The organism is Nostoc sp. DedVER02, assembly GCF_034530675.2.
Lineage (GTDB): Bacteria > Cyanobacteriota > Cyanobacteriia > Cyanobacteriales > Nostocaceae > Nostoc.
In genome coordinates this window covers 59,894-82,177 of sequence record NZ_JAVRCP020000012.1, presented here as the reverse complement: position 1 = coordinate 82,177, position 22,284 = coordinate 59,894, and the positions used below count along the sequence as shown (strand labels likewise).

The following is a 22,284-nucleotide window of genomic DNA, read 5'->3' as shown; positions in this document are numbered from 1 at the left end:
CTTCTCTTTGTGATGATTTCTCGTGTTTTTACGATCTAGAATTTCCATCAAAAAACATTAACCGAACCGTATTGAGAGTTTAATTCTATGTTTCAAGTGAAAATTTAAACTTCACTTGAAACATAGTTATGAATTACGATTTAAACGGCAGCGAGAGTAGGCGCAGCAAATTTAGCATATCGCTCGATGTAGAATTCCTTTGAGTGAGCGATCGCTTTCACAGATTCACGCTCTTTTAAAGCATGTTTCCATTGGCGTACACGGGTAAATTGCTCTGGTATCCCAAAACCACGATATTGCTTCAATGCAGCCCAGCGCTCAAACCAAGGGAAATAGGTAAAATCCACCAAACTGATAGATTCGCCAAACCAGTAAGGGCCTTCCCCAGATAGCTTTGCCAAACCTTCGTTTTCAATGAATTCCAGGTGTTTGGATAGTTCCTGTTTAGCTTCTTCTTGTTTTTGAGGATCTGAACTCCGCAGCAGGGTAGAAAAAGCGGGGACGAACCTAGTATTAGCAAAATCGATCCAGATACGAGCCTGCGCTCTAGCAGCAGGATTGCTGGGTAACAGTGGTGGATTGGGAAATACCTCATCAAGATACTCGTTAATTACTGCTGATTCCCAAACTCGGTTATCGCCATGAGCGATCGCAGGTACTTTACCATAAGGAGAAACTTTGGTAAAACCTTCAGGTTTATTCTGCAAATCAATTTCAATCAAATCGAAGTCGATGCCCTTCTCTTGGAGTACCAACCGGGTACGGTGAGCATAAGGACAAACAACTGCACTATATACTTTGATTTGGGCCATGTTTAAGTTCCTTGGTAAATAGGACTTGTTAATCGGCATTGGGAATTGAATTTTCATCCAAAATCCCAAATCTTAAATTGTTAGTGTCACGAAACCTTTTTGAAGCGGGTGTAGTATAAAAAAAAATTCTTGACACTAACCAAACTTTTAAATTTGACTATTAGGTAAAGTTAGGAAATTGGGAATTGGGAATTGGGAATTGGGAATTAATTAGTTATTGTTTCTCCCCCTGCTCCCCTGCCCCCTGCTCCCTGCTCCCTGCTCCCTGCCCCCTGCCCCCATACCTTCTCCTAAAGCCAGGGCACTTCTTCCGGTGCATAACGAAAGGCGCGGAAGACTGTATTTTGCTCCCCACGAGTTACGGGCGATTTCTCACCTGGAATATTCCGAGATGCAAAGTAGGGATTAATGTATTCCCAAACAATCTCTCCTGCAACTGTCACCTCGAATATCCGGCCGTAAGCACCTTCTGTAATCAAGGTATTGCCATTGGCTAAACGTTGCGCTCCTGATATGTATGCACTAAAGAAATTTTGAGGCGGGTTGTCAGTGTATTCCCAAACAATCTCTTTTGTTTGACGGTTTACCTCAATCACACGGGAGAAATTGAGAGCGATATTACGACGATGTGCGCCATTGTCGAAAATGAGAATATTACCGTTAGCTAGTTCGTTGGGGAAGTGCTGCTGTGCTAGTACGTCATCACCCAACGTCCAAATGATTTCTCCGGTTTTGCGATCGATGATCGCTACTGTAGAGATATTACGAAAGCTCACTATAATGTTGCCATCAGCGAGTTCACCCACAGTATTCCCATGAGTCCATTCGTGTCGATGATCCTGGGATGTAATGGTAAATTTATCTGGATCGAGGTGTTCGTAAGCGTGCCAAGTCCAAACAATTTCCCCGCCTGGAGTCACTTCATAAAGCACATCAGCATAGATATTCCCATCTGGTTCTGTACCGGGTACGCCGCCTTTGATGCGAGGAACTAACGACTGGGGTATCTTTTCAATGGCGAGTAAAATTGTGTTGCCATTGGCTAATCTGCGTCCATCGTGATGATGATCTGGATGCTTATATTCCCAAATAATATTTCCTTTGGGATCTGCCTCTAAAACAACACCACTTTTAAATGCAGCCCACAAAGCAAAACGTAGTGGTTCTTCTGGTGGAGTTTTACCGTTATAAAAAAGGTTGCTATTAGGTAAGAGATAACCATATAACCCTGGTGGATATGGCAAATTCCACTGGTGTACAACTTCTCCTTCTAAATTCAGAAGGTAGACTTCACCTTTACCTGTCAGGGGCGTGAAAAGTGTGTACCCTTTAAATGCTTTTTCAGGATTGTAAGCCTTTAAACCAGTGCCCCGACGACGAATAGTATTCTGGTCAATTAATGTTGCTGTAAAAGTCATATTCTACCTACTAGATATCTCGTTTTTAATCTAATAATGAGAGCCAGAGCCTCTAGGGAAGCATTACCAGGCTGGAGCCTGGTAACAAGGTGAACCGTCTAAAATGTTTGAATTTCTAATTTTTAATTTTTAATTTTTAATTGTTCATGGTGCTGGGTTTGGAGACTGAGCATGAACTATATCCAACTCTTCCAAAATGTCTTTGCTGAGAACTACATCCACACTTTCTAAATTCTCTTTAAGTTGTTCCAGCGTCGTAGCACCAATAATTGTGCTAGGCACAAACCAACGACTCCGCACGAATGCCAAAGCCAAATGCGCTGGACTTATTTGATAGCGCTTGGCAATATCTATGTAAGCCGCTACTGCTTGACTGACTTTTGGTTTTAAGTAGCGTTGACCAAAATTTTCAAATAAACTGAACCTTGCTTTTTCTGGTCTGCCATTTAAATATTTACCAGTCAATAAACCAAATGCCAAAGGACTATAAGCTAGTAATCCAATTTCTTCGTAATAAACTGCTTCTGCTAAGGCTCCATCAAATACTCGATTCAGTAAGTTATAAGCATTTTGAATCGAGACAACTTTGGGCAATCCTAACTGTTTTGCAGCATTACTAAATTGGGTAACTCCCCAAGGTGTCTCATTACTCAAACCGATATAGCGAATTTTTCCTGCTTTAATTACATCAGCAAAAACAGCTAACTGTTCAGTAATCGGAACGGTGTTTCCTACCTGAGTTGGATCGAATACTGTTTGCCCAAACCGTGGCACGTAGCGATCGGGCCAGTGGATTTGATACAAATCGATATAGTCTGTCTGTAATCTTTTTAAACTATCATCTACAGCCTGTTTGATATTATCACGGTCAATTGCTTTTGCTCCTCCACGCAACCATTTAAAGCCTCGACCAGGGCCAGCAATTTTAGTAGCTATAATAAGTTGATCTCTTTGTTGATGTTTTAACCATTCCCCAATGTAAGTTTCAGTTAATCCATAAGTTTCTGCACTTGTTGGAACTGGGTACATCTCTGCCGCATCAATAAAGTTGACTCCTTGGGCAATAGAATAATCTAGCTGCTCGTGGGCTTCTTCAATGGTATTTTGTTGTCCATAAGTCATAGTGCCCAGACAAATTTCAGAAACTTTTAAGTCACTCTTGCCAAGTTGGTTATACTTCATGTTTTTGCGTTGTTATTCGGTTGATTTAACAGTGATATTTTTGTTGAAAGTTTTGCATCTTGTCAAGCACGTTATAGTTTTTAATTAACTTAGCTTCAAACACCAACTAATTTGCAGTAAACCAATATGAATCTCTCAGCAAATTAATCTTTTTAGATAAAATGCTAAAAATCGATAGTTAAACAGTACATTATAGATACAATTGTTTATTTTTTCATAAATGAGCCATATAAGTAAGGTAGTTGTAAGTAATAAAAATCTAAAATTGAATGGGAAAATACTTGCTTTTATTGAGTTTTTATGAAATAGACTGTTTTAGCCTAGATACATACTACGATAAATCAACTGACTTACAGTAGTATATCAGGAAATCCTTAGATTCTTCTAGAATTAAGTTTTAATAAATGTTAATATTTAGCTATTGAGTCTTAAATAGTTTGTCTCTACGGTAGTTAAATATACCCAATCTCTCTGAAAGAGTTTACAACGCCTGGTAGCAATGGCAAAAACTTAGGCTAAGGATTTTTTGCTGCGATCGCTTCTACCGATGTTAATATACATATTAATGTAATTTAAATAACAAAAAAAGTTAAACTTTCTACTTAAAAGTTATAACCTTTGCTGAGATGATTATGATACTTTTGATGTATTAAAGTTGGAGTTATAAACTAGCATACTAATAGTTTCAGAACTCAGGCAAACAATAGCTAAAGCCCTTATTTTTTAGAAACCGCTAGCAAGTGGGTTGCTCAAAATCTGGTGTTTTTGCTACTACAAACGACTAATTGATTTATGTTCTACTGTATATGTTTAGAAAAATATCAATATTTGATTAGAACTTTTTTAGAAAATACATCTTTTGGCGTTAGGATTCAGATTATTGATTTTTCTCCTCATGCCGATAGTTGCCTTTTCTATAAATGGCTACATTTAGGAGAATCCTAATGTTATTAAACAAAAATAACTTTGAGCAGCCAGCAAATAGGCTACTCGCAGCTTTACCAGCCACCGATTATGAGCGTCTTATTCCCCATCTGAAGCTGGTTTCGCTCCCACTTCGGAAAATCCTTTATGAACCAGGCGAACCTATCACACAGGTCTATTTTCCTAATAAAGCAGTGGTTTCTATCATCAATACTATGGAAGATGGCTCGACTGTGGAAGTTGGTTTAGTGAGCAATGAAGGCATGGTGGGTATGCCCATAATTTTAGGAGACAACACCACAACCACAACAGCATTTGTGCAGATTTCAGACAGTGCTATGCAGATAGATGCAAATATATTCAGAAGTGAATTTAATCGGGGCGGAGCTATTCAAAGCGTGCTGTTGCGCTACGTACAAGCTGTATATACTCAAATAGCACAAGGATCTGCTTGCAATCGTCTTCATAGGTTAGAGGCGCGGTTAGCTCGGTGGCTGCTAACAGTTTCTGACCGTCTGGAATCAGACGAATTCCTGCTCACGCAAGAATTTATCTCACAGATGCTCGGTGTACGTCGCGCTGGTGTCACCGAAGCAGCTAATATCCTGAGCGAAGCCGGAATAATCACCTACCACCGTGGTCAGATTAACATTCTAAATCGAGAGGCTTTAAAAAAAACTTCTTGCGAATGCTATCACGTTATAGAAAATGAATTTGTTCGTTTATTAGCCAATCAACCCAATCAAAGGCAAAAATAGTTTTTGTTAAGCTTCGATGTAGCAAACTGTATAGACTCAAACAAGTGTTTTCATTTAAGCTTTCTAGATTATCCACGTCTTTCTTTAGAGAATACATCTTTCGACATTAGGATCAAATTCTGAAGTTCTTTCCTTGTGCCCTGAGTTAGCTTTTCTAAAGTCACCTACCTTAAGGAGAGTGACTTTTAATGCCATTAGATAAAAGCCTTTTTCAGAAACCACCAAATAAGCTCCTCGCAGCTTTGCCAGCCAGTGATTATGAACGTCTTGTCCCCCATTTAAAGCTAGTTCCGCTCGTACTTCAACAAATCCTTTATCAAGCAGGCGAACCTATCACACAGGTCTATTTTCCTGATAAGGCAGTGGTTTCTATAGTCACCACTATGGAAGATGGCTCAACAGCGGAAGTTGGGATAGTAAGCAATGAAGGTATGGTGGGTATCCCGGTAATTTTAGGAGACAACATCACAACCACAACAGCCTTTGTGCAGATTTCGGGCACTGCCATGCAAATCGATGCAGATGTATTCAGAGCCGAGTTCAATCGGGGCGGAGCTATTCAAAGCGTGCTGCTGCGCTACGTACAAGCTGTATACTCGGAACTGGCGCAAGGTGCTGCCTGTAACCGTCTCCATACACTGGATGAACGGCTGGCTCGTTGGCTTCTCACAGTCTCTGACCGTCTGGGATTAGAAGACTTTCCACTTACGCAAGAATTTATCGCCCAGATGCTTGGTGTACGTCGTTCTGGTGTGACAGTAGCGGCTAGCACCCTCAGCCGCGCCGGGATGATTAGCTACCAACGTGGTCATATTAGGATTCTGAACCGAGAGGATTTGGAAGCAACTTCTTGTGAGTGTTATCAAGTTATCCAAAAGGAATTTGCTCGGTTACTGGGCATGAAGCCCAGTAACCGAGCAAAAAAATTTTTTTGAGTTATGTGTGCGAAACCGGACAGACCCGCAAAAGTAACTTGATTTAAAGTAGTGTGAGCAAATTTCTCAGTTAATGTTCAGTGAGCGAAAAGATTCTTAAGCCGCAAGTAAATAAGTTACTCGCGGCTTTGCCAACTAGTGATTATGAGCGCCTTGTTCCGCACCTCAAGTTAGTTTCGCTTCCCACGCGCCAAGTTATTTACGAACCAGGAGAACCCATCAAACAGGTCTATTTTCCTCAAAATGCAGTGATTTCTATAGTCACTTGTATGAAAGATGGATCGACGGTGGAAGTTGGGATAGTGAGTAATGAGGGCATGGTGGGTATCCCAGTAATTTTAGGAGGCAACACAACAACCACAAAAGCGTTTGTCCAAATTGCGGGCACTGGAATGCAGATGGATGCAGATGTTCTGAGAACCGAGTTCAATCAGGGCGGAGCTATTCAAAAGTTGCTACTGCGCTATGTCCGAGCCGTATATACCGAACTTACACAAAGCTGTGCTTGCAACCGTCTTCATAGCCTAGAGGAACGGCTAGCTCGTTGGCTTCTCACAGTCTCTGACCGTTTGGAATCAGAAGAATTTCTGCTTACGCAAGAATTTATCGCCCAAATGTTGGGTGTACGTCGCTCCGGCGTTACAGTAGCAGCTAGCGCCCTCAGCCGAGCCGGAATGATTAGCTATCAGCGTGGTCAAATTAACATCCTGAACCGAGAGGATTTGGAAGCCACTTCCTGCGAGTGTTATCGGGTTATCCAAAATGAATTTTCTCGGTTACTGGGGAATCAGCTAAGGTGCGATCGCTAATTCGCTAATAAACCATCAATTATAAGTTCCTATGTCCGAAACCGGACAGACATTTGCTAATTAGTTCCATTAAAATTTAGTAAATAAGGCATCAAATTGCCTTTACAAGTATGTGTCTTTTGATGGAATTACTAGTAGAAGTGTTTGAACTATAGCGTGGTGAGAATAATGTCTAATCAATCGATGTCTTTTAAAGGTCTGCGATTGCTCGTTGTAGATGACGATCCTGATACAAGAACGTTACTTACCTTTCTGTTTGAATTAGACGGAGCAGAGATTATCACAGCAGGTTCGGCAAGTGATGCTCTAGAAATAATGTCATTTTTTAAACCAGACATCTTGATTAGTGACATTTATTTACCAGATGAAAATGGTTGCTCACTGCTCATGAAGGTTAGAAAACTGGAAGCAAAGCGAGGAAGAAAGATTCCAGCCATTGCTATGACCGCATCTGCTTTCGACGAAGATCGTAATCGGGCATTGTTAGCAGGTTATGATATATACCGATGCAAGCCGATAGACTTAGATGAGTTAGCTTCTATGGTTGCTGGTTTAGTCGGACTCGAACAATACGCTTGATATCTTTGGATACACAAAAAGTCAGTCTATACAAAGCTTTAACTAAATCTTATTTATTTTGAAAATGCGATGTCTTGGTAGACATCGCATTTTCTCAGGAATTTTTTGAGGTAATAAGTTAAATATTTGAAGTCTTGCCCGTTATGGGTGGTCTAGCAATACGGTTCGGATAAGCATTTTTCATTTTCCTTGTGGTCTGGGGAAAGGGTAAGGGGTAAAGGGTGTATTCAAAACCTTTCCCCTTTTCCCTTTCCCCTTTAACCGAACCGTATTGGGTGGTCTAGTTTTCTCTGTTAAAAGTTCTTTTTGATTAAGTTTAAGGTTTATCAGACTCACGTTAATTTCATTTTTTCTTAATTTTGCTGCCAGTCAAAACCTTTTAAAAGGGTAATGATATAAAATATACTAGGGATAAACACAGAGAATCACTGAGTTATTCTCTGTAAATACTCATTTTTTAAAATAAAGAGGTGCATTATGGAATATCTTGCTTATTCTCACATGTTTATTGCTCAAGAAGAGGAATCTGGAAAAACCAAACATAATTCATCTAAATCTCTATTAAAGGGTGAAAAAAATCTTAAATCTTCTGACATAGTTATTACTAAAAACCAGGTATTTGAAATCAGCAACACTAAATTCAATTGGCAAAAACTTCTTAAGTCTTCAGCTTGGTTGGCATTAGCTGGTGTGGGTGTATTACTTATTGCTGCTGCCCAAATTCAAATAAGTTCAGCCGCTTATGTAAAGACTAATGGTAGTTGTTTACGTATCCGTACAGGCCCAAGCACTAACTATTCTTATGTAGACTGTATATCAAATGGTGCAACACTTCCCGCAATTGAAAGGTATGAAAACGGTTTTGCTAGACTTTCTAACGGCAGATATGTTTTTGCTCGATGGGTTGCTGATAAACCTAACAACACTCCTACAACTAGACCCGGTGGGGTTGGAGGTTCAGTCATTCTCACCCCTGGTTCTAGAGGTCAACTAGTACGAGACGTTCAGACAGCTTTAGGTAATCTCAGAGTTGATGGAATTTACGGTCAAGAAACTGTCAACCAAGTCAGAAGATTTCAAGCAAGTAAAGGTCTACTTGTAGATGGTGTAGTTGGCCCAGAAACTAGAGTTGCTTTGGGTATTTAGAAATTAGGATAATTTCACCTAAAAATCTTGTTTTTTAGGTGAAATCTGTTTTATTGTGGTTAGGACTTATGCACAGGTAACGGAAAATCGAACTACAGAGACAAAGAGAACACAGAGGAATAAGAGTTTGAGAGGTATTTTGTCTAAGTACTAGGGCGTGTCATCAATTAAGCCAGAGAATAGCAGCAGCAAGATAAATTGCGCTCAGAAAAGGCTTAAGTTAACTATTTAGATGTTGCCATAAAGTAAAGAAGTTTGTCATTAAAATGAAGATCCTGTAATTCAGGTGGTGGAGGGACAAGCGGTGGCCCTTCAATGATTACAGGAATAATTTCGGGGGAACGTAATCTATCAGATCCTTGCCGCTCAAGGGCATACAACACCTCTTTAAGCACCCACGGCGACTCTTTAGCAGCAGTAGACCAAAATAGTAGAAAGAGATCGCATTCATCAATATTGCGATAAAGTTCTTGCTCCCAGCGATCGCCAGGTTCTAAACTAAGAACATCTTGAAAAACTGCAATTCCAGTTACAGCCAGTCCTTGAACCCTTTTAAGAACTTCTATCCGATCTTTAGAAGAATAAGAGACGAATGCTTTTCTATAGTATCGAGCAACCTCTCCTACTAGTTGAGGGTCTTTGGATGTAGAAGATGTAGAAGGAATAATCGATAGTTTGAATTTTAGATGACCGAGGGGAATTGTATTTTGGCTGACAGTAACAGTTGCAATGACTGTTTTCTGAGTGATATCACCAGGAACTGTTACACCAAATTGAATAGAATCTGCTCTACCATTCCAAGTCAACTGTTGAATCGGATCGTCTACTTCTAGTTTTGGAATTGACAAGTTAAAAGTAAGTTCACTTCCTCGTTTAATGGGTATTCCTAAACTTCTCACACCTAATTGTTTAGCTTCAGGATCAAATTGTTGAGCATACTGTTTGACAGATTCAACTTCTTCAGGAAGATGAACAAAAACTTGGACAAGAAACATATCATTTGGAGTTACAGAAGCAGGACTGAAAACACTACAATCAACTAAATCTTTGCTTATATCGACAGGCTGTGAAGATCCTTCTTGAATAGTTGGGGTTTTTTGTAGCTGCGCTTTAAGTTGCTTAATAACTTCTTCTTCAATCTCGATCCTGCCACCACCTCTTAAGTTTAAAATTTGTGCTGCTTCTAATTCGAATGGATTTTTAATGTCGGAAGTGTCGCATCGTGGCGCTTTTGCTATCTCCCTCGTTTTTTCCATTTGGGGGTTTGGCGGGGATTTATATAAACTTCGTAAAGCAGATATCTGAACATACTTCTTACGAATAAACCATATATCTTTACCCTTCATAGAGTCTTGCAAGGTAATTCTGTAATATTCTCCCTCCTCAATATAAGAAATTACTTTAAGAACACTTTTGACTTGAATGAGAAGCTTTTCATCTTCAGCGAGTTCCGCTAACTCACCGGGACGAACTTTAAGGAAAGTATCAGCAGTTACTGTAAATATAAACATAGTAATTAACTGTTAAATAATTATAAAGTTAGAAGATTTAAACCTAGAAAAAGAGCCGCTATAGTTCCGGCCACAGAAATTTCACCTTGAATAATTTTTTCTAAAACTGCTTCTACAGGAATAAATACAATTTCAATCTCTTCAGTAATATCTAGTTTTTGCTCTCCAGTTTTACTTACCTTTTCTGCTAAAAATAAATGTATTTGATTGGTATCTTTACTCGGTTTATCGTATAAAGTTCCGATTTTTCTAAATTCTTGGGGTATATAACCAGTCTCTTCTGCGAGTTCTCTAATTGCTGCTACTTCTGCACTCTCTTTTGTGGGGTCAAAATTCCCTGCGGGAAGTTCTAAGAAAAATTCACCTACTGCATGTCTATATTGCCGGACAAAAATAATTTCTCTATTAGCAGTGATCGGTAAAACCATCGCAACATCAGGCTTAATACTCACAAAATAATCATCTATAATTTTACCATTGGGCAATTCTATTTCATCTTGCCTGACCTGACACCAGGGGTTATCCAAAACCATTTTAGATTTTAAAGTTTTCCATTTTTTTAAGTCGGTCATAAAATAAAATCAAAATTAATTATGTATGAAAAGTTTAGTAACTAAACAATGAAATGTAAAAAAGTATAACAGATACATCCGATAATCTAAACTTTGAACTTACACTGGCTTTTGCTATATCATAATATACAAAAGTATGCAAATAAATGTAAATTTATTTACAGTAAATAAAAGATTTCCGTTAACCATTAGTAGAGGTACAACGGCACAGACAACGAATGTATGGGTGAGGATTTCAGATGATGGTATTGAAGGCTGGGGAGAAGCATCGCCATTCGGTGTAGGTAATCATCGACAATCAACTGATACAATCAAAGATTCTCTCGACCAAATTGCACCACTGTTACAAGCATTTAGCCCCTTACAGCGACAAGAAATTGAGCAAGTTTTAATACAAAATCAGGTTCCTTCTGCTGCTAGAGCGGCCTTGGATATGGCAATGCACGACTGGTTGGGTAAGCGTGTAGGATTACCTTTGTGGCAAATTTGGGGACTCGATCGCAATCAAATAGTACCAACCTCAGTAACAATTGGGATTAATTCGCCTGAAGGTGCTAAAGCTAGAGCGCGAGACTGGTTACAATTTACCGATGTCCGCCTTTTTAAGGTGAAGTTAGGTAGTCCAGATGGTATAGATGCAGATCAAAAAATGCTATTGGCAGTGCAAGATGAAGCACCGGAAACTGAGTTATTTGTTGATGCCAATGGGGGTTGGAGTTTAGAAGATGCGATCGCAATGTGCAATTGGCTGAGTAATCTAGGTATAAAATATGTAGAACAGCCATTACCACGGGGTCAAGAAAAAAGTTTAGCTAAACTCAAAGAACATTCTCCCCTACCCATTTTTGTCGATGAGAGTTGTTTTACAAGTTCTGATATCCCCGATTTGGCAAACTACGTGGATGGTATTAATATCAAACTGATGAAATCAGGCGGAATAACAGAGGCGATGCGAATGGTACATACAGCACGAGCATATCGCTTGCAAGTAATGTTCGGTTGCTATTCTGACAGTTCGCTAGCCAATACAGCAGCATTACAGCTAGCGCCACTAGCTGATTATCTAGATTTAGACAGTCACCTCAACTTAATTGATGACCCCTTTACGGGTGCATTGCTAAAGGAAGGGAGAGTTTTGCCAAACGATTTACCAGGTTTGGGGGTACAACACAGTGCGTCTACCACTTAATCAACGAATAGCTATCTTATTACATGAAGGAACTGCTGGAACCCACGGCAAAACCGGGCTTGCAATTTTACGTTATAGCGAAGCACCAATTGTAGCCGTAATCGATCGCGAATGTGCTGGCAAATCTCTGACAGAATTAACAGGTATCAAGCGTGATGTCCCGATTGTGGCATCGGTAGCCGCAGCCCTAGAGTACAAGCCAGAAGTCTTAGTAATAGGCATTGCTCCTAGTGGTGGTGCTATCCCAGATGATTATTGGATGGAAATCAAAGATGCTCTAAAAGCTGGGATGTCTTTGGTAAACGGTTTACATACAGCAATGGCAAGCATACCGGAGTTAAATGCACTGCTGCAACCAGGGCAATTAATTTGGGATATCCGCAAAGAGCCGCCTAATATAAGTGTTGCTAGTGGAATGGCACGCACCCTCCCTTGTCGGCGGGTGTTGACGGTGGGTACTGATATGGCGATCGGTAAAATGTCAACTAGCTTAGAGTTACATTGGGCATCAAAATTGCGGGGTTGGCGTTCTAAATTTCTCGCCACAGGTCAAACTGGAGTGATGTTAGAAGGCGATGGCGTGGCTTTAGATGCCGTGCGGGTAGACTTTGCTGCTGGTGCTGTGGAACAGATAGTCATGCGCTATGGCAAAAACTACGACATCCTGCACATTGAAGGACAAGGTTCGCTGCTACACCCTGGTTCAACGGCAACCCTGCCCCTGATTCGTGGTTCTCAACCAACTCAACTGGTATTAGTCCATCGCGCGGGACAAGTTCATATCCGCAATCATCCCCATGTCGTAATTCCACCTTTACCAGAGGTAATTCGACTTTATGAAAGCGTTGCTAGTGCTGGTGGTGCTTTTGGAAGTGTTTCTGTAGTGGGTATAGCACTTAACACTGCACATTTAGATGAATCTGCGGCTGATGAAAGCATCGCTCAAGTAACAGCAGAAACCGGGCTACCTTGCACTGATGTAGTCCGTTTTGATGCCAATGTCCTTTTGGATGCGGTGATGAAGAATTAGGTTTTTATCCTCCAAAGAGGCAAAATTATGGTTGCTTACAGCAGTTTTCATGTATTTAAACCACATTTGTTGTAGGGGCACAGCATTGCTGTGCCCCTACCATCTGTCTATTTACCTGAAATAGCTGTAAAGACAAATCCGAGCGAGTTGAAGGCAGGCTAACAACTTCAATATCAGCCTGAGAAGTATCTTGCTTAATTTACACCCCCAAATAAGTTGGGGGTTTTTTATGGCATTCAGGTTAAGAGGCGCGCAGCAATGGGTTAAGAGACATCCCGCTTTCATTGCCTGGAACTGCCTTACCTAAAATCCCCCATCTTTTAATAAGTAATTTTTAATAAACTTATCAGATTTTTTTGTCAAGTCCTATTGACACTTTGTAACAAACTTGTTAAATTTAGTTACATAAGTAAACAAAAGAAGAGAAAAAAATATGTACACCACTGTAAACGAAGACGGTATCCTCAATAACTACGCGGCTGAACCCAAGGTATACTACGCCGAGTACCCAGCAATTTGGGAACAACGTAAATACGTTTTACAAGGTCTTTTTGCAACTTTAATTGTGACAACTTTAGTTTTGGTTGGTTTTAGCGTTAGCTAAGATTTTTCCATTGCCGTATCGCTGTATCTCATTGTCATTCTCACTTCTCTCTCAAACCTCGGTTAGTTTCGCCGGGGTTTTTTGTGTTTTACCCCTGTGCGATCAAGGGCGAGATTGTAAAATAGCTGCGATCGCACATAAAATAAAGACAAATTAATAAAATGGGGTGTTATATGGCAACCCAACTCGGTGAAGCTAAATCTTCAACAGAACTGATAATATCTTGGGAAGCATTGCCCGCAGATTTTCAGTTAGAGGATGAACCAGTGGAAAATACAGGTCAGCCACTATTGGCTGGTGCTTTGCGCGAAAGCCTTGAGATAAGTGGTTTCATCCAACCCCAGATGTTAATCGCCTCAAATTTTGGACTTTGTGCCACGATAAACGATCAATTTGTAGCGAAAGCACCTGACTGGGTTTATGTTCCAGCAGTAAATGAAGTTTTAGCAGAACGCAAAAGCTACACACCTAATTTAGAGGGTGAGATTCCGGCGGTAGTGATGGAATTTCTATCTGATACTGACGGTACAGAGTATTCTTTTAAGCGAATCTATCCACCAGGAAAATGGTTTTTTTACGAGCAGATTCTTCAAGTCCCAATTTACGTGATTTTTGACCCTAATGGCGGTTTGTTAGAATTTTACCAACTCGAAAACAGGCGCTACGAATTGCAACAACCTGACGAAAATGGTCGTCATTGGATTGATTCAATGGGCTTATTCTTAGGAACTTGGCAAGGAACAAAAGAATCCAGAACGGGTTACTGGTTGCGCTGGTGGGATAAAGCAGGTAATTTGTTACCTTGGGCAGTAGAACAAATTGCACAGGAACGTCAACGCGCGGAACAAGAACGTCAACGCGCAGAACAAGAAAGCCAACGCGCCGAACAAGAACGTCAGCAAAAAGAACGGCTAATTGCATATTTACAATCTCAAGGTATCGATCCAAATAATTTGCCAGATAGCTGAGTTACTTAGTTTAAGCAAAAATTACGTGCTAAGTGCGATCGCTTTATCTGGATTTTGCTAGTTCTTTATAAAAGTAATAAAAAACACCCTTTTTTCTAAGTACATTTCAGTATGAAACGAATTATGAAAGAGTGAGCTATTATGCAGAAATTCAAGTATATCTAAAAAACTACTCCCAGAGAAAAAAAATTAAAGAAAAAAATAACGTTTTTGATGAATCAAAAAATCGAATTATTCGTCACTTAAACTATCAATTCCCTACTTATTTCTACTGGAGAATGATTCATGTCATCAAAACTGTTACGCTTGATATCTTTGGGCAGTCTTGGCTTATCTTTGTGCCTGGGTAATTCCGTAGCAATGGCGCAATATAATTCTACTGGCGATGATGGTGGTGTAGTAGTACCAACAGTGCCATCAGGTGGGTCATCAGTACCAATCGACACATCAACAGGTATACCAACTTCACCCTCATCTGACGGTACAACTCGATTTAGCTGCCAGACTTACAACGGTCAGTATACTGTTATGTATCAACCACAAAGTCAACCAGGACAATTTTTTCCTTGGGCTGCACCTGCGACTTTGGGCGGTGGTTGGGATGCACAAAAGCGTTGTGCGGCAATTGCCAGTCGTTTAGAACTTTATCGTCCAGATGGCTTACAAGAACTCCAAACATCTGTAGAAAATAACGAAAATGTTGTCTGCGTCACAACCGAAGCTAACCCAAGCTGTAGAATTGTGCTGACAGTACCGCGTGGTAAAGATCCCGTTGTAATCCGCAATAGCATTTTTCAAAATTTGACTACTGCTGATAATGGGCAGCAAACTATCGCTGTTAACACTTATGGCGATCGCAGTAGTGGGGGAAGCGAATTATATAATTTAGGACGCACACTTCTAGGCAGTGGCAATAATCGAGTAAGTTCATATAGAGGTGGCATTAATCTCAAACCTTTCCTCGATCGCAAAGATGGTGGTACTGCGAATAAACTCCGCAATGGAGTGGCAATTGGTCGTCAGTCTCAACCTAACTCTGTTCGCTTAAATCCTCGTAATTTCCGATAATTAATAAGAAATTGAAATCAGCCTCTGGTTTAGTTATATCAACCAGAGGCTATTTTAGAGCTTTTATTAGCAACCCCGATTTATTTTGTTATCATCTGCCGCCAAATTTAAAATGCACTTGCTGTAGGGCGGACAATGATTTCATTGACATCAACATCATCCGGTTGGGATACAGCATATAATACGGCTCTAGCGATCGCATCAGGAGTCAGTGCGATTTTGCGGAATTCTTTCAAAGCGCCTTTTGCAGACTCCTCCGTGATATCAGAGCCGAGTTCAGTCTCAACCACACCGGGGGATATTGTTGTGACGCGGATATTTTTTGATTCCTGACGCAATCCTTCGGATATCGCCCAAACAGCATATTTTGTCGCACAGTACACCGCACCAGTAGGCACGACCACATGTGCGCCGATGGACGCAGTATTGATAAATTGTCCGCCACCTTGTGCTTCCATAATCGGTAGACCAGCAGCTATACCATTCAACACGCCGTGGATGTTCACGTTAATCATGTTGTCCCACTCCTCAACTTTCAGGGCATTCATCGGCGATAGGGGCATCACACCTGCATTGTTAAAGATGACATCGACACGACCAAATTTCTCTTTAGCGAAGTGAATGAACGCTTTCATCTCCTCACGATTGGCGACATCTACGGCTTTGAATTCTGCTGTGCCGCCTTCATTGTGGATATCTTCAACAATCTTTTCTAGCTTTTCTGTGCGTCGTGCCCCTAAAACGACGTTTGCACCGTTTTTGGCCAGCAGTTTAGCGGTGGCTTCACCGATTCCGCTACTAGCCCCAGTAATGACAATAACTTTGTTTTCTACGTTTGACATGATTATTTTCCTTTTTATTCACCAAACCTTTTTTGGCAAGAGTCAAAGCAGTATTTTTGCCCAGTCCTCTGCCCAATCCTGTTACCAGACAATTTTGATAATTGCCTTATCCTTTGACTGTTTCTTTGGCATGTGTTCATAATATGGATTAAAAACCGATTTTTAAATACACAAAGATCGCAGATTATTGCCTAATTCTCCAAAAACATCTTTTATGAAAGGATCGATATTTTCTATAATTAGCGAATCAGAATGATTAAATCAGTCAAGAAGCCAGCATGACGATTGAAATACTAAAGCACGGTGCAGCTGTTAATAAGTGTAAAGAACTGGCGGCATTACTAACCCGTTACACCAACGACAAGGGGAACGGTGTTCATAAAACAGATATAAATCATCTGGAATTTATGCGGGAATCTTCCGCTTCCACGTCAATATGCGGTGTTTATGAACCTATTTTCGCCATAGTTGTTCAGGGCAAAAAAGAAGCATTGTTGGGTGAGGAAACCTATTGTTATGGCACGGCTCAATATCTTGTTGTCTCGGTTCATTTGCCGCTAAGTGCATTTGTTGTAGAGGCCACGCCAGACAAGCCATATTTAGGATTCAGGCTGAATTTAGACCCAGTTCAACTCTGTGATATTATTGCCCAAACCAGGCCAGGCACGAGTAGAAAAGAAAACTCTGTTAGGGGCTTATTCGTCAGCAACACTGATGCACCATTGCTCGATTGCGCTCTCAGACTGACACGACTTTTGGATACGCCACAGCATATTCCGATTCTTGCACCACTGATTATCCGCGAAATCTATTATCGCCTTTTAATGGGTGAACAGGGCGAAGCTGTCCGCCAGATTGCGACATCTGGCAGCAATATGCAGCGCATCGCCGAGGTGATAAAACTCATCAAGGCTGATTTGACAAAGCCGATGCGGGTTGAAGAGCTAGCTGGACAAGCAAGGATGTCTCCTTCATCTTTCCATCACCATTTCAAATTAGTAACATCAATGAGTCCGCTTCAATATCAAAAGCAATTAAGACTTTTGGAAGCACGTCGTCTGATGCTTGCCGAAAACTCCGATGCGGCTAATGCTGCCTATCAAGTGGGTTATGAAAGTCAATCACAGTTCAGCCGCGAATATTCCCGGATGTTCGGTGCGCCGCCGATGAGGGATATTGAACGTTTACGCACAGCCTAAGAGACGCGATAAATCGCCGTCTCTACAAGTGTTTTGGTCTTATCTGAACTGTATTGATAGGAGCGAGTCTTCTGCCTTGCATTGGCACAATTACTTACTTCAAAAATCTTCATCAAAATTCTATTTCGATATATCGGAATATATCACGATATATCGTATAGTAGAGAAAGTTGATTTGAGATTGATTTATGTTTAGACACTTTCGTTCACGGTTTGGAACACCTGCATGGGCAGGAGTTAGCGAAGAGGATTCATTGCTTGTCAGGTCTTGGTTTAGATATGATAAGCATCATGGTAAGCATCATGACAAACACTTTGGTAATGAAATGTTTGGTCGTAGTTGGGGAGATGAACATCGCACTCGTCGGGGTGACATCAAGTTCATCCTGCTGGAATTGTTATCCGAGCATCCTAGTCATGGTTACGACCTGATTAAAGAGATGGAAACTCGTTATGGTGGTTTCCGCCGCCTCAGTCCTGGCTCTGTATATCCCACACTCCAATTGCTGGAGGAAGGGGGTTATCTCAAGAGCGCACAAGAAGGCGGCAAGCGGATTTACACGATTACCGATGAGGGTAGACAATTATTAGCAGAACGTTCCCAACAAGAGACTTCAGATTCTCCTTGGGATACCGTCAAAAGTTTTGTCAAAGGTAAGCCCCAAGAGTTTATTGAGTTGCGGAATGCTGCAACAGAATTAGCTGCTGTTGTGGTGCAGGTTGCTCGTAGTGGCAATGTGGAGCGAATAAATCGGGTGCGTGAGCTTTTAGAGCAAGTTAAACGGGAAATTTACGCGATTTTGGCGGAAAAATAAGTAGAGATGCAAAAATTTGCGTCTCTACATTCTCAGATTTTGTGCCTATAGGTTAGAAGCGATCGCACTTAAATCTGGCTCAATGAGCGAGTTAAGCAATGTCCACAACTGCAAATCAGTAAAATCTGGAATTGCCATAAATGCGCCGACTGACTGCAAAACTTGCGGATCGTGGGTAGAAGCGATGCCAATAGTGCGGATATCTGCGCTCACCGCCGCCCGAATACCAGAGGGAGAGTCTTCTAATGCGATCGCTTCCTCTGCTGAAATCGCCAATTTATTCAGGGCGACTAGGTAGGGTGCAGGATCGGGTTTACCTGCTATACAATCCTCCGCCACAACAACTGTATGGAAAGTTTCTTTTATTCCCAATACCTCTAGCATAAACTCTGCATTTAATCTAGGCGCATTAGTAACTAATGCGCGTTTTAACTGATGTGTTTCTGTCCATGCTAGTAACTCAGAAAATCCACTCATAGGTTTAAGATTCGAGGCGAGTTTGCGGAAGAGCGCCTCTTTTTCGTCTGCAAATTTCTGCCCTTCTGCGGTTGATAATTGTGGCAAAATATCCTTAACAATTTCTGGATTTAGCCGCCCGCTAATTCGGGATTTATAAAATGTTTCGTTCATTTCAACGCTGTAATTTGACAGCATTTCCTGCCAAGCTCGGTAGTGTATGGGGTCAGTATTGACAATAGTGCCGTCGAGGTCAAAAAGAATTGCAGCCAGCATGATTTTTGGGTAAAATGTAAATAATTGTTAACTTAATTTACATAGTTTACATTGTTTTCGTGCTGAGTGATTGTTCTATGTCAATAGAGGGGAATACTTACACTGTGATGTCAGCCCCTTGTGAATTATTAATAACCTTCTATGTAAGCAAATGCTAACCGCTACAAACTCTTTTCGCGTTGATGATTTACTGGTGCAGATTTATAACTCTGAAGCAGAAATGGCCGAAGATGTTGCCGAAATCGCGCAAAAGCATTTACAGCAAGTTCTCAAACAACAAGATACAGCTGCTGTATTGTTAGCAACAGGTAACTCCCAACTCAAATTTCTCGATGCTTTGATTGCATTGGGTGGTGTAGATTGGTCGCGGATTATTCTGTTCCATCTAGATGAATATTTGGGAATTAGTGCCGATCATTCTGCGAGTTTCCGGCGCTATATGCGAGAACGTGTAGAGAAGCGGGTTGCTCCTAAAGTATTTCACTATATAGAAGGTGATACACTGCAACCAGTAAACGAGTGCGATCGCTACACCAAACTATTGCAAGCACAACCAATAGACTTATGCTGTCTTGGTGTTGGCGAAAATGGACATTTAGCTTTTAACGATCCATCAGTAGCAAATTTTCAAGATCCTTACAGTGTGAAACTAGTGAAACTGGATACAGTGAACCGTCAGCAACAAGTAAACACAGGTCACTTTCCGAATCTAGAAACTGTTCCACAATATGCTTTTACTGTCACTATCTCAGCAATTTGTTCAGCTAAAAAAATTATCTGTCTCGCTCCAGAAAAACGTAAAGCGAATGTGGTAAAAAAAATGTTGCAAGGAGCTATAAGTACAGATTGCCCAGCTTCTATTCTCCGTCAACAATCCCAAGCTACCTTATTTTTGGATGTCAATTCCGCTAGTGGTCTGTGAAGTTTATATTGATGGATAAGCGAGTTCGTAGTAAGGACTTAAGTCCTTAGTTTCCAAGCACTAAAGTGCTTACTACAAACTTTTCATTACTAGCTTGTCGTGAAGACCGATTAGGGAGGAATTGTAGCGCTTAAGTGAAGATAAGATATAATCCTACCAAACACGTACTGTTAGCAGTATTGACTGCTGCTATCAACAGAAAGTGCATTCCCCTCCCAGCAGCACCTCCAAAAAACCCCAAGACCTTTTCTTAGTATGCGGACTCCAAAGTTTAGGGCAACATTGTGTTGCAGTCCTAAAGGAATACGATGTTAAAGTCAACGCCATTGACGATGTACAACCCGAACATTGGGAAGTCCCAGAAGTACCAAGTTTACTAGAAAAGTTAATCGTAGGAGACTGCCGCCAACCAACTATTTTAGAGCAAGCAGGTATCGGGGAATGTCGCTCAATACTTTTAGTCACAAGAAATGAGCGGATAAATATAGAAGCTGCCTTTGCAGCACGGCGACTTAATCCGCATGTTCGGCTGATTGTACGTTCTGACAAACAAAATTTCAACAAACTTTTGTCCGAAAACTTAGGTAATTTTGTTGCCTTTGAGCCTACCCATCTCTCTGCTCATGCTTTTGCTTTAGCATCTCTCGGATCTGAAGCCATTGGGTATTTTACCTTAGAAGGGCAACTATTGCAAGTAATCAAGCACCAAGTACAGGCGAACGATAGCTGGTGCAAGGGCAAACCAGTACATAGACTCAATCTCACAACTCGCCGCATCTTGAGCCACATAACAGTTTCATCCGATCCACTCAAAGAGTTATTTGAATGGAACCCAGAAGCAGAAGTGCAGGTAGGAGACACGCTTGTTTATATTGATGTTGCATACGAATTAGCTTTGTCTGAGCAACATACAAATAAATCTTACCGCCATTGGCAGTGGCAAGAGTTTTTTCAAGGCATCAAAGCGAAGAATCTTAAACAGAAAATAGTACAATTTTGGCAATCTTACTACCAAAGCCAAAATCAAATCCGGCGAATTGCAACAATTTATGGGATTACTGTAATCATCCTGTGGTTCGTTGGAATAATTCTTTACCGCTTGTATTATCCTGACATCACCCTGCAAGAAGCTTTCTATGCAACAGCAGTGTTGCTCTTGGGAGGATACGGAGATTTATTTGGTGGTGTTGAATTTAGATCGCAATCTGAACCTTCAGACCATATCCCTTGGTGGTTGCGGTTCTTTAGCCTGGGACTCACGTTAACAGGTCAAGCTTTCGTGGGAGTATTATATGCACTGGTGACTGATGCTCTTGTCACTTCCAGATTCCAGTTTTTCAATTCCCGTCCTCCTATACCCCAACGCAACCATGTAGTGATTATTGGCTTAAATCGCTTGGGACAGAAAGTTGCTGCTCTTTTGCAAGAACTGAATCAGCCGTTAGTGGGAATTCATACTACCACTCTTGACCAAGATACTTTACCAGATATGCCCTTGATTATTGGCAATACTAGCGAAGCACTCGCTAAGGTGAATCTCTCCCGTGCTAAAAGCATCGTCTTACTTGGGGACGATAATATGGAAAATCTGGAAATTGGTTTGATGGCTCATGCAATGAACCCCGCCACAAGCTTGATTATCCGCTCTCAAGATCGCCATTTTAGTGATAATATCGCTCCTCTGTTTCCCTATGCTCAAGTTTTGTGTGGCGCGGCTTTATCGGCAGAAGTTTTTGCTTGTGCTGCCTTTGGGGAAAATGTTTTGAGCTTGTTTCACTTGAGCGAGCAAATAGTGATGGTGACGGAATACAAGATAGAAGAAGGCGATACTCTCAATGGGTTACTTCTATCTGAAATCGCATCTGGCTACAGTGTTGTGCCGATTCTCTACCATAAATATCGGCGAGACAATTATTCCTTGATGCCTTGGTATGATGTTAAACTTTATGCTGGCGATCGCTTAATTGTTTTAGCTACAAGCACTAGTTTGCAGCGAATCGAATGGGGTGAAATGTTGCCTCGCCAATGGAGCGTGCAGATTGAAAAAGCTTTGACTACAAATGCTGTTATGTATGGCGCTGAAGAAATCGTCTTGATTACGGGATGTAGTTTAGCTACTGCTAGGCAATGGATGAATAATTTGCCTGGGGTGTTGCCAATCCCACTTTATAAACATCAAGCTCAACGTCTTGTGCGGGCGCTAACAAAAATCCAAGTTTTGGCAAATGTAATCTTTATTGGTGGGCAGGTAACTGGGATGTAATTATAG

Annotated in this window: 21 protein-coding genes; 14 read left to right on the top strand and 7 right to left on the bottom strand. The window is 41.0% G+C overall.

Annotated elements, in window-relative coordinates; genetic code table 11:
* Nucleotides 1–140: 140 nt before the first annotated feature.
* The 3 genes from RMZ41_RS14250 to RMZ41_RS14240 all read right to left on the bottom strand — a co-directional run bounded on the left by RMZ41_RS14250 (nucleotide 141) and on the right by RMZ41_RS14240 (nucleotide 3,412).
* Nucleotides 141–812: a glutathione S-transferase family protein gene (locus tag RMZ41_RS14250; protein WP_322642901.1), complete on the bottom strand. Its 672-nt coding sequence runs from the start codon at nucleotides 810–812 to the stop codon at nucleotides 141–143.
* A 290-nt stretch (nucleotides 813–1,102) separates the two neighbouring features.
* On the bottom strand, nucleotides 1,103–2,230 hold the full coding sequence (locus RMZ41_RS14245; protein WP_322642900.1) for an aryl-sulfate sulfotransferase: 1,128 nt from the start codon (nucleotides 2,228–2,230) through the stop codon (nucleotides 1,103–1,105).
* A gap of 144 nt (nucleotides 2,231–2,374) precedes the next feature.
* Nucleotides 2,375–3,412, bottom strand: coding sequence for an NADP(H)-dependent aldo-keto reductase (locus RMZ41_RS14240; protein ID WP_322642899.1), 1,038 nt, complete (start codon nucleotides 3,410–3,412; stop codon nucleotides 2,375–2,377).
* A gap of 944 nt (nucleotides 3,413–4,356) precedes the next feature.
* Between RMZ41_RS14240 and RMZ41_RS14235 the strand changes: the two genes are divergently transcribed.
* The 5 genes from RMZ41_RS14235 to RMZ41_RS14215 all read left to right on the top strand — a co-directional run bounded on the left by RMZ41_RS14235 (nucleotide 4,357) and on the right by RMZ41_RS14215 (nucleotide 8,563).
* Nucleotides 4,357–5,094 carry a Crp/Fnr family transcriptional regulator gene (locus tag RMZ41_RS14235; RefSeq protein WP_322642898.1) on the top strand — a complete coding sequence of 246 codons (738 nt, stop codon included), beginning with the start codon at nucleotides 4,357–4,359 and terminating at the stop codon, nucleotides 5,092–5,094.
* 188 nt (nucleotides 5,095–5,282) lie between these two features.
* A complete protein-coding gene (locus RMZ41_RS14230) occupies nucleotides 5,283–6,029 on the top strand; it encodes a Crp/Fnr family transcriptional regulator (RefSeq protein ID WP_322642897.1) in 747 nt (248 codons plus the stop codon).
* Between the two features lie 80 nt (nucleotides 6,030–6,109).
* Complete coding sequence (locus RMZ41_RS14225; RefSeq protein WP_322642896.1) at nucleotides 6,110–6,838, top strand: Crp/Fnr family transcriptional regulator; 729 nt, start codon at nucleotides 6,110–6,112, stop codon at nucleotides 6,836–6,838.
* Between the two features lie 156 nt (nucleotides 6,839–6,994).
* Nucleotides 6,995–7,417: a response regulator gene (locus RMZ41_RS14220; RefSeq protein WP_322734376.1), complete on the top strand. Its 423-nt coding sequence runs from the start codon at nucleotides 6,995–6,997 to the stop codon at nucleotides 7,415–7,417.
* 477 nt (nucleotides 7,418–7,894) lie between these two features.
* Nucleotides 7,895–8,563, top strand: coding sequence for a peptidoglycan-binding protein (locus RMZ41_RS14215; RefSeq protein WP_322642895.1), 669 nt, complete (start codon nucleotides 7,895–7,897; stop codon nucleotides 8,561–8,563).
* A gap of 224 nt (nucleotides 8,564–8,787) precedes the next feature.
* Here RMZ41_RS14215 and RMZ41_RS14210 read toward each other — a convergent pair whose 3' ends face one another.
* Entirely contained in the window at nucleotides 8,788–10,074 is a 1,287-nt protein-coding gene (locus RMZ41_RS14210) for a toll/interleukin-1 receptor domain-containing protein (protein ID WP_322642894.1), read from the bottom strand.
* A 20-nt stretch (nucleotides 10,075–10,094) separates the two neighbouring features.
* Complete coding sequence (locus tag RMZ41_RS14205) at nucleotides 10,095–10,646, bottom strand: NUDIX hydrolase (protein WP_322642893.1); 552 nt, start codon at nucleotides 10,644–10,646, stop codon at nucleotides 10,095–10,097.
* A gap of 136 nt (nucleotides 10,647–10,782) precedes the next feature.
* Here RMZ41_RS14205 and RMZ41_RS14200 point away from each other — a divergent pair, with 136 nt between their 5' ends.
* The 5 genes from RMZ41_RS14200 (at nucleotide 10,783) to RMZ41_RS14180 (ending at nucleotide 15,505) form a co-directional block, all read left to right on the top strand.
* The gene (locus RMZ41_RS14200; RefSeq protein ID WP_322642892.1) at nucleotides 10,783–11,835 is read left to right on the top strand and encodes a dipeptide epimerase; all 1,053 of its coding nucleotides are present in this window, start codon (nucleotides 10,783–10,785) and stop codon (nucleotides 11,833–11,835) included.
* Nucleotides 11,819–12,865, top strand: a complete 1,047-nt coding sequence (locus RMZ41_RS14195; RefSeq protein WP_322642891.1) for a DUF1611 domain-containing protein — start codon at nucleotides 11,819–11,821, stop codon at nucleotides 12,863–12,865. The genes RMZ41_RS14200 and RMZ41_RS14195 overlap by 17 nt, the downstream gene beginning before the upstream one ends.
* Before the next feature lie 433 nt (nucleotides 12,866–13,298).
* Entirely contained in the window at nucleotides 13,299–13,469 is a 171-nt protein-coding gene (psb34, locus tag RMZ41_RS14190; RefSeq protein ID WP_143855409.1) for a photosystem II assembly protein Psb34, read from the top strand.
* 173 nt (nucleotides 13,470–13,642) lie between these two features.
* Complete coding sequence (locus RMZ41_RS14185) at nucleotides 13,643–14,437, top strand: Uma2 family endonuclease (RefSeq protein ID WP_322642890.1); 795 nt, start codon at nucleotides 13,643–13,645, stop codon at nucleotides 14,435–14,437.
* A gap of 285 nt (nucleotides 14,438–14,722) precedes the next feature.
* Nucleotides 14,723–15,505 (top strand): COP23 domain-containing protein, encoded by a 783-nt coding sequence (locus RMZ41_RS14180; protein WP_322642889.1) that lies wholly within the window; start codon nucleotides 14,723–14,725, stop codon nucleotides 15,503–15,505.
* A gap of 107 nt (nucleotides 15,506–15,612) precedes the next feature.
* Here RMZ41_RS14180 and RMZ41_RS14175 read toward each other — a convergent pair whose 3' ends face one another.
* On the bottom strand, nucleotides 15,613–16,347 hold the full coding sequence (locus tag RMZ41_RS14175) for an SDR family oxidoreductase (RefSeq protein WP_322642888.1): 735 nt from the start codon (nucleotides 16,345–16,347) through the stop codon (nucleotides 15,613–15,615).
* Nucleotides 16,348–16,625: 278 nt separating this feature from the next.
* Here RMZ41_RS14175 and RMZ41_RS14170 point away from each other — a divergent pair, with 278 nt between their 5' ends.
* Both RMZ41_RS14170 and RMZ41_RS14165 read left to right on the top strand, forming a co-directional pair.
* Nucleotides 16,626–17,546, top strand: coding sequence for an AraC family transcriptional regulator (locus tag RMZ41_RS14170; protein WP_322642887.1), 921 nt, complete (start codon nucleotides 16,626–16,628; stop codon nucleotides 17,544–17,546).
* Nucleotides 17,547–17,734: 188 nt separating this feature from the next.
* Nucleotides 17,735–18,361, top strand: coding sequence for a PadR family transcriptional regulator (locus RMZ41_RS14165; protein WP_322642886.1), 627 nt, complete (start codon nucleotides 17,735–17,737; stop codon nucleotides 18,359–18,361).
* A 45-nt stretch (nucleotides 18,362–18,406) separates the two neighbouring features.
* Here the strand turns inward: RMZ41_RS14165 and RMZ41_RS14160 are convergent, their stop codons facing one another.
* A complete protein-coding gene (locus tag RMZ41_RS14160; RefSeq protein WP_322642885.1) occupies nucleotides 18,407–19,093 on the bottom strand; it encodes an HAD-IA family hydrolase in 687 nt (228 codons plus the stop codon).
* 151 nt (nucleotides 19,094–19,244) lie between these two features.
* Here RMZ41_RS14160 and RMZ41_RS14155 point away from each other — a divergent pair, with 151 nt between their 5' ends.
* Nucleotides 19,245–20,015 (top strand): glucosamine-6-phosphate deaminase, encoded by a 771-nt coding sequence (locus RMZ41_RS14155; protein WP_322642884.1) that lies wholly within the window; start codon nucleotides 19,245–19,247, stop codon nucleotides 20,013–20,015.
* 202 nt (nucleotides 20,016–20,217) lie between these two features.
* On the top strand, nucleotides 20,218–22,278 hold the full coding sequence (locus RMZ41_RS14150) for a potassium channel family protein (protein ID WP_322642883.1): 2,061 nt from the start codon (nucleotides 20,218–20,220) through the stop codon (nucleotides 22,276–22,278).
* Nucleotides 22,279–22,284: the final 6 nt, after the last annotated feature.

What these genes read in the sequence shown, in the direction of transcription:
- RMZ41_RS14205 (WP_322642893.1), bottom strand. Translation starts at nt 10,646, where the DNA reads ATGACCGACTTAAAAAAATGGAAAACTTTAAAATCTAAAATGGTTTTG.
- RMZ41_RS14165 (WP_322642886.1), top strand. Translation starts at nt 17,735, where the DNA reads ATGTTTAGACACTTTCGTTCACGGTTTGGAACACCTGCATGGGCAGGA.
- RMZ41_RS14155 (WP_322642884.1), top strand. Translation starts at nt 19,245, where the DNA reads ATGCTAACCGCTACAAACTCTTTTCGCGTTGATGATTTACTGGTGCAG.
- RMZ41_RS14210 (WP_322642894.1), bottom strand. Translation starts at nt 10,074, where the DNA reads ATGTTTATATTTACAGTAACTGCTGATACTTTCCTTAAAGTTCGTCCC.
- RMZ41_RS14175 (WP_322642888.1), bottom strand. Translation starts at nt 16,347, where the DNA reads ATGTCAAACGTAGAAAACAAAGTTATTGTCATTACTGGGGCTAGTAGC.
- RMZ41_RS14170 (WP_322642887.1), top strand. Translation starts at nt 16,626, where the DNA reads ATGACGATTGAAATACTAAAGCACGGTGCAGCTGTTAATAAGTGTAAA.
- RMZ41_RS14160 (WP_322642885.1), bottom strand. Translation starts at nt 19,093, where the DNA reads ATGCTGGCTGCAATTCTTTTTGACCTCGACGGCACTATTGTCAATACT.
- RMZ41_RS14230 (WP_322642897.1), top strand. Translation starts at nt 5,283, where the DNA reads ATGCCATTAGATAAAAGCCTTTTTCAGAAACCACCAAATAAGCTCCTC.
- RMZ41_RS14180 (WP_322642889.1), top strand. Translation starts at nt 14,723, where the DNA reads ATGTCATCAAAACTGTTACGCTTGATATCTTTGGGCAGTCTTGGCTTA.
- RMZ41_RS14250 (WP_322642901.1), bottom strand. Translation starts at nt 812, where the DNA reads ATGGCCCAAATCAAAGTATATAGTGCAGTTGTTTGTCCTTATGCTCAC.
- RMZ41_RS14215 (WP_322642895.1), top strand. Translation starts at nt 7,895, where the DNA reads ATGGAATATCTTGCTTATTCTCACATGTTTATTGCTCAAGAAGAGGAA.
- RMZ41_RS14185 (WP_322642890.1), top strand. Translation starts at nt 13,643, where the DNA reads ATGGCAACCCAACTCGGTGAAGCTAAATCTTCAACAGAACTGATAATA.
- RMZ41_RS14245 (WP_322642900.1), bottom strand. Translation starts at nt 2,230, where the DNA reads ATGACTTTTACAGCAACATTAATTGACCAGAATACTATTCGTCGTCGG.
- psb34 (WP_143855409.1), top strand. Translation starts at nt 13,299, where the DNA reads ATGTACACCACTGTAAACGAAGACGGTATCCTCAATAACTACGCGGCT.
- RMZ41_RS14240 (WP_322642899.1), bottom strand. Translation starts at nt 3,412, where the DNA reads ATGAAGTATAACCAACTTGGCAAGAGTGACTTAAAAGTTTCTGAAATT.
- RMZ41_RS14235 (WP_322642898.1), top strand. Translation starts at nt 4,357, where the DNA reads ATGTTATTAAACAAAAATAACTTTGAGCAGCCAGCAAATAGGCTACTC.
- RMZ41_RS14200 (WP_322642892.1), top strand. Translation starts at nt 10,783, where the DNA reads ATGCAAATAAATGTAAATTTATTTACAGTAAATAAAAGATTTCCGTTA.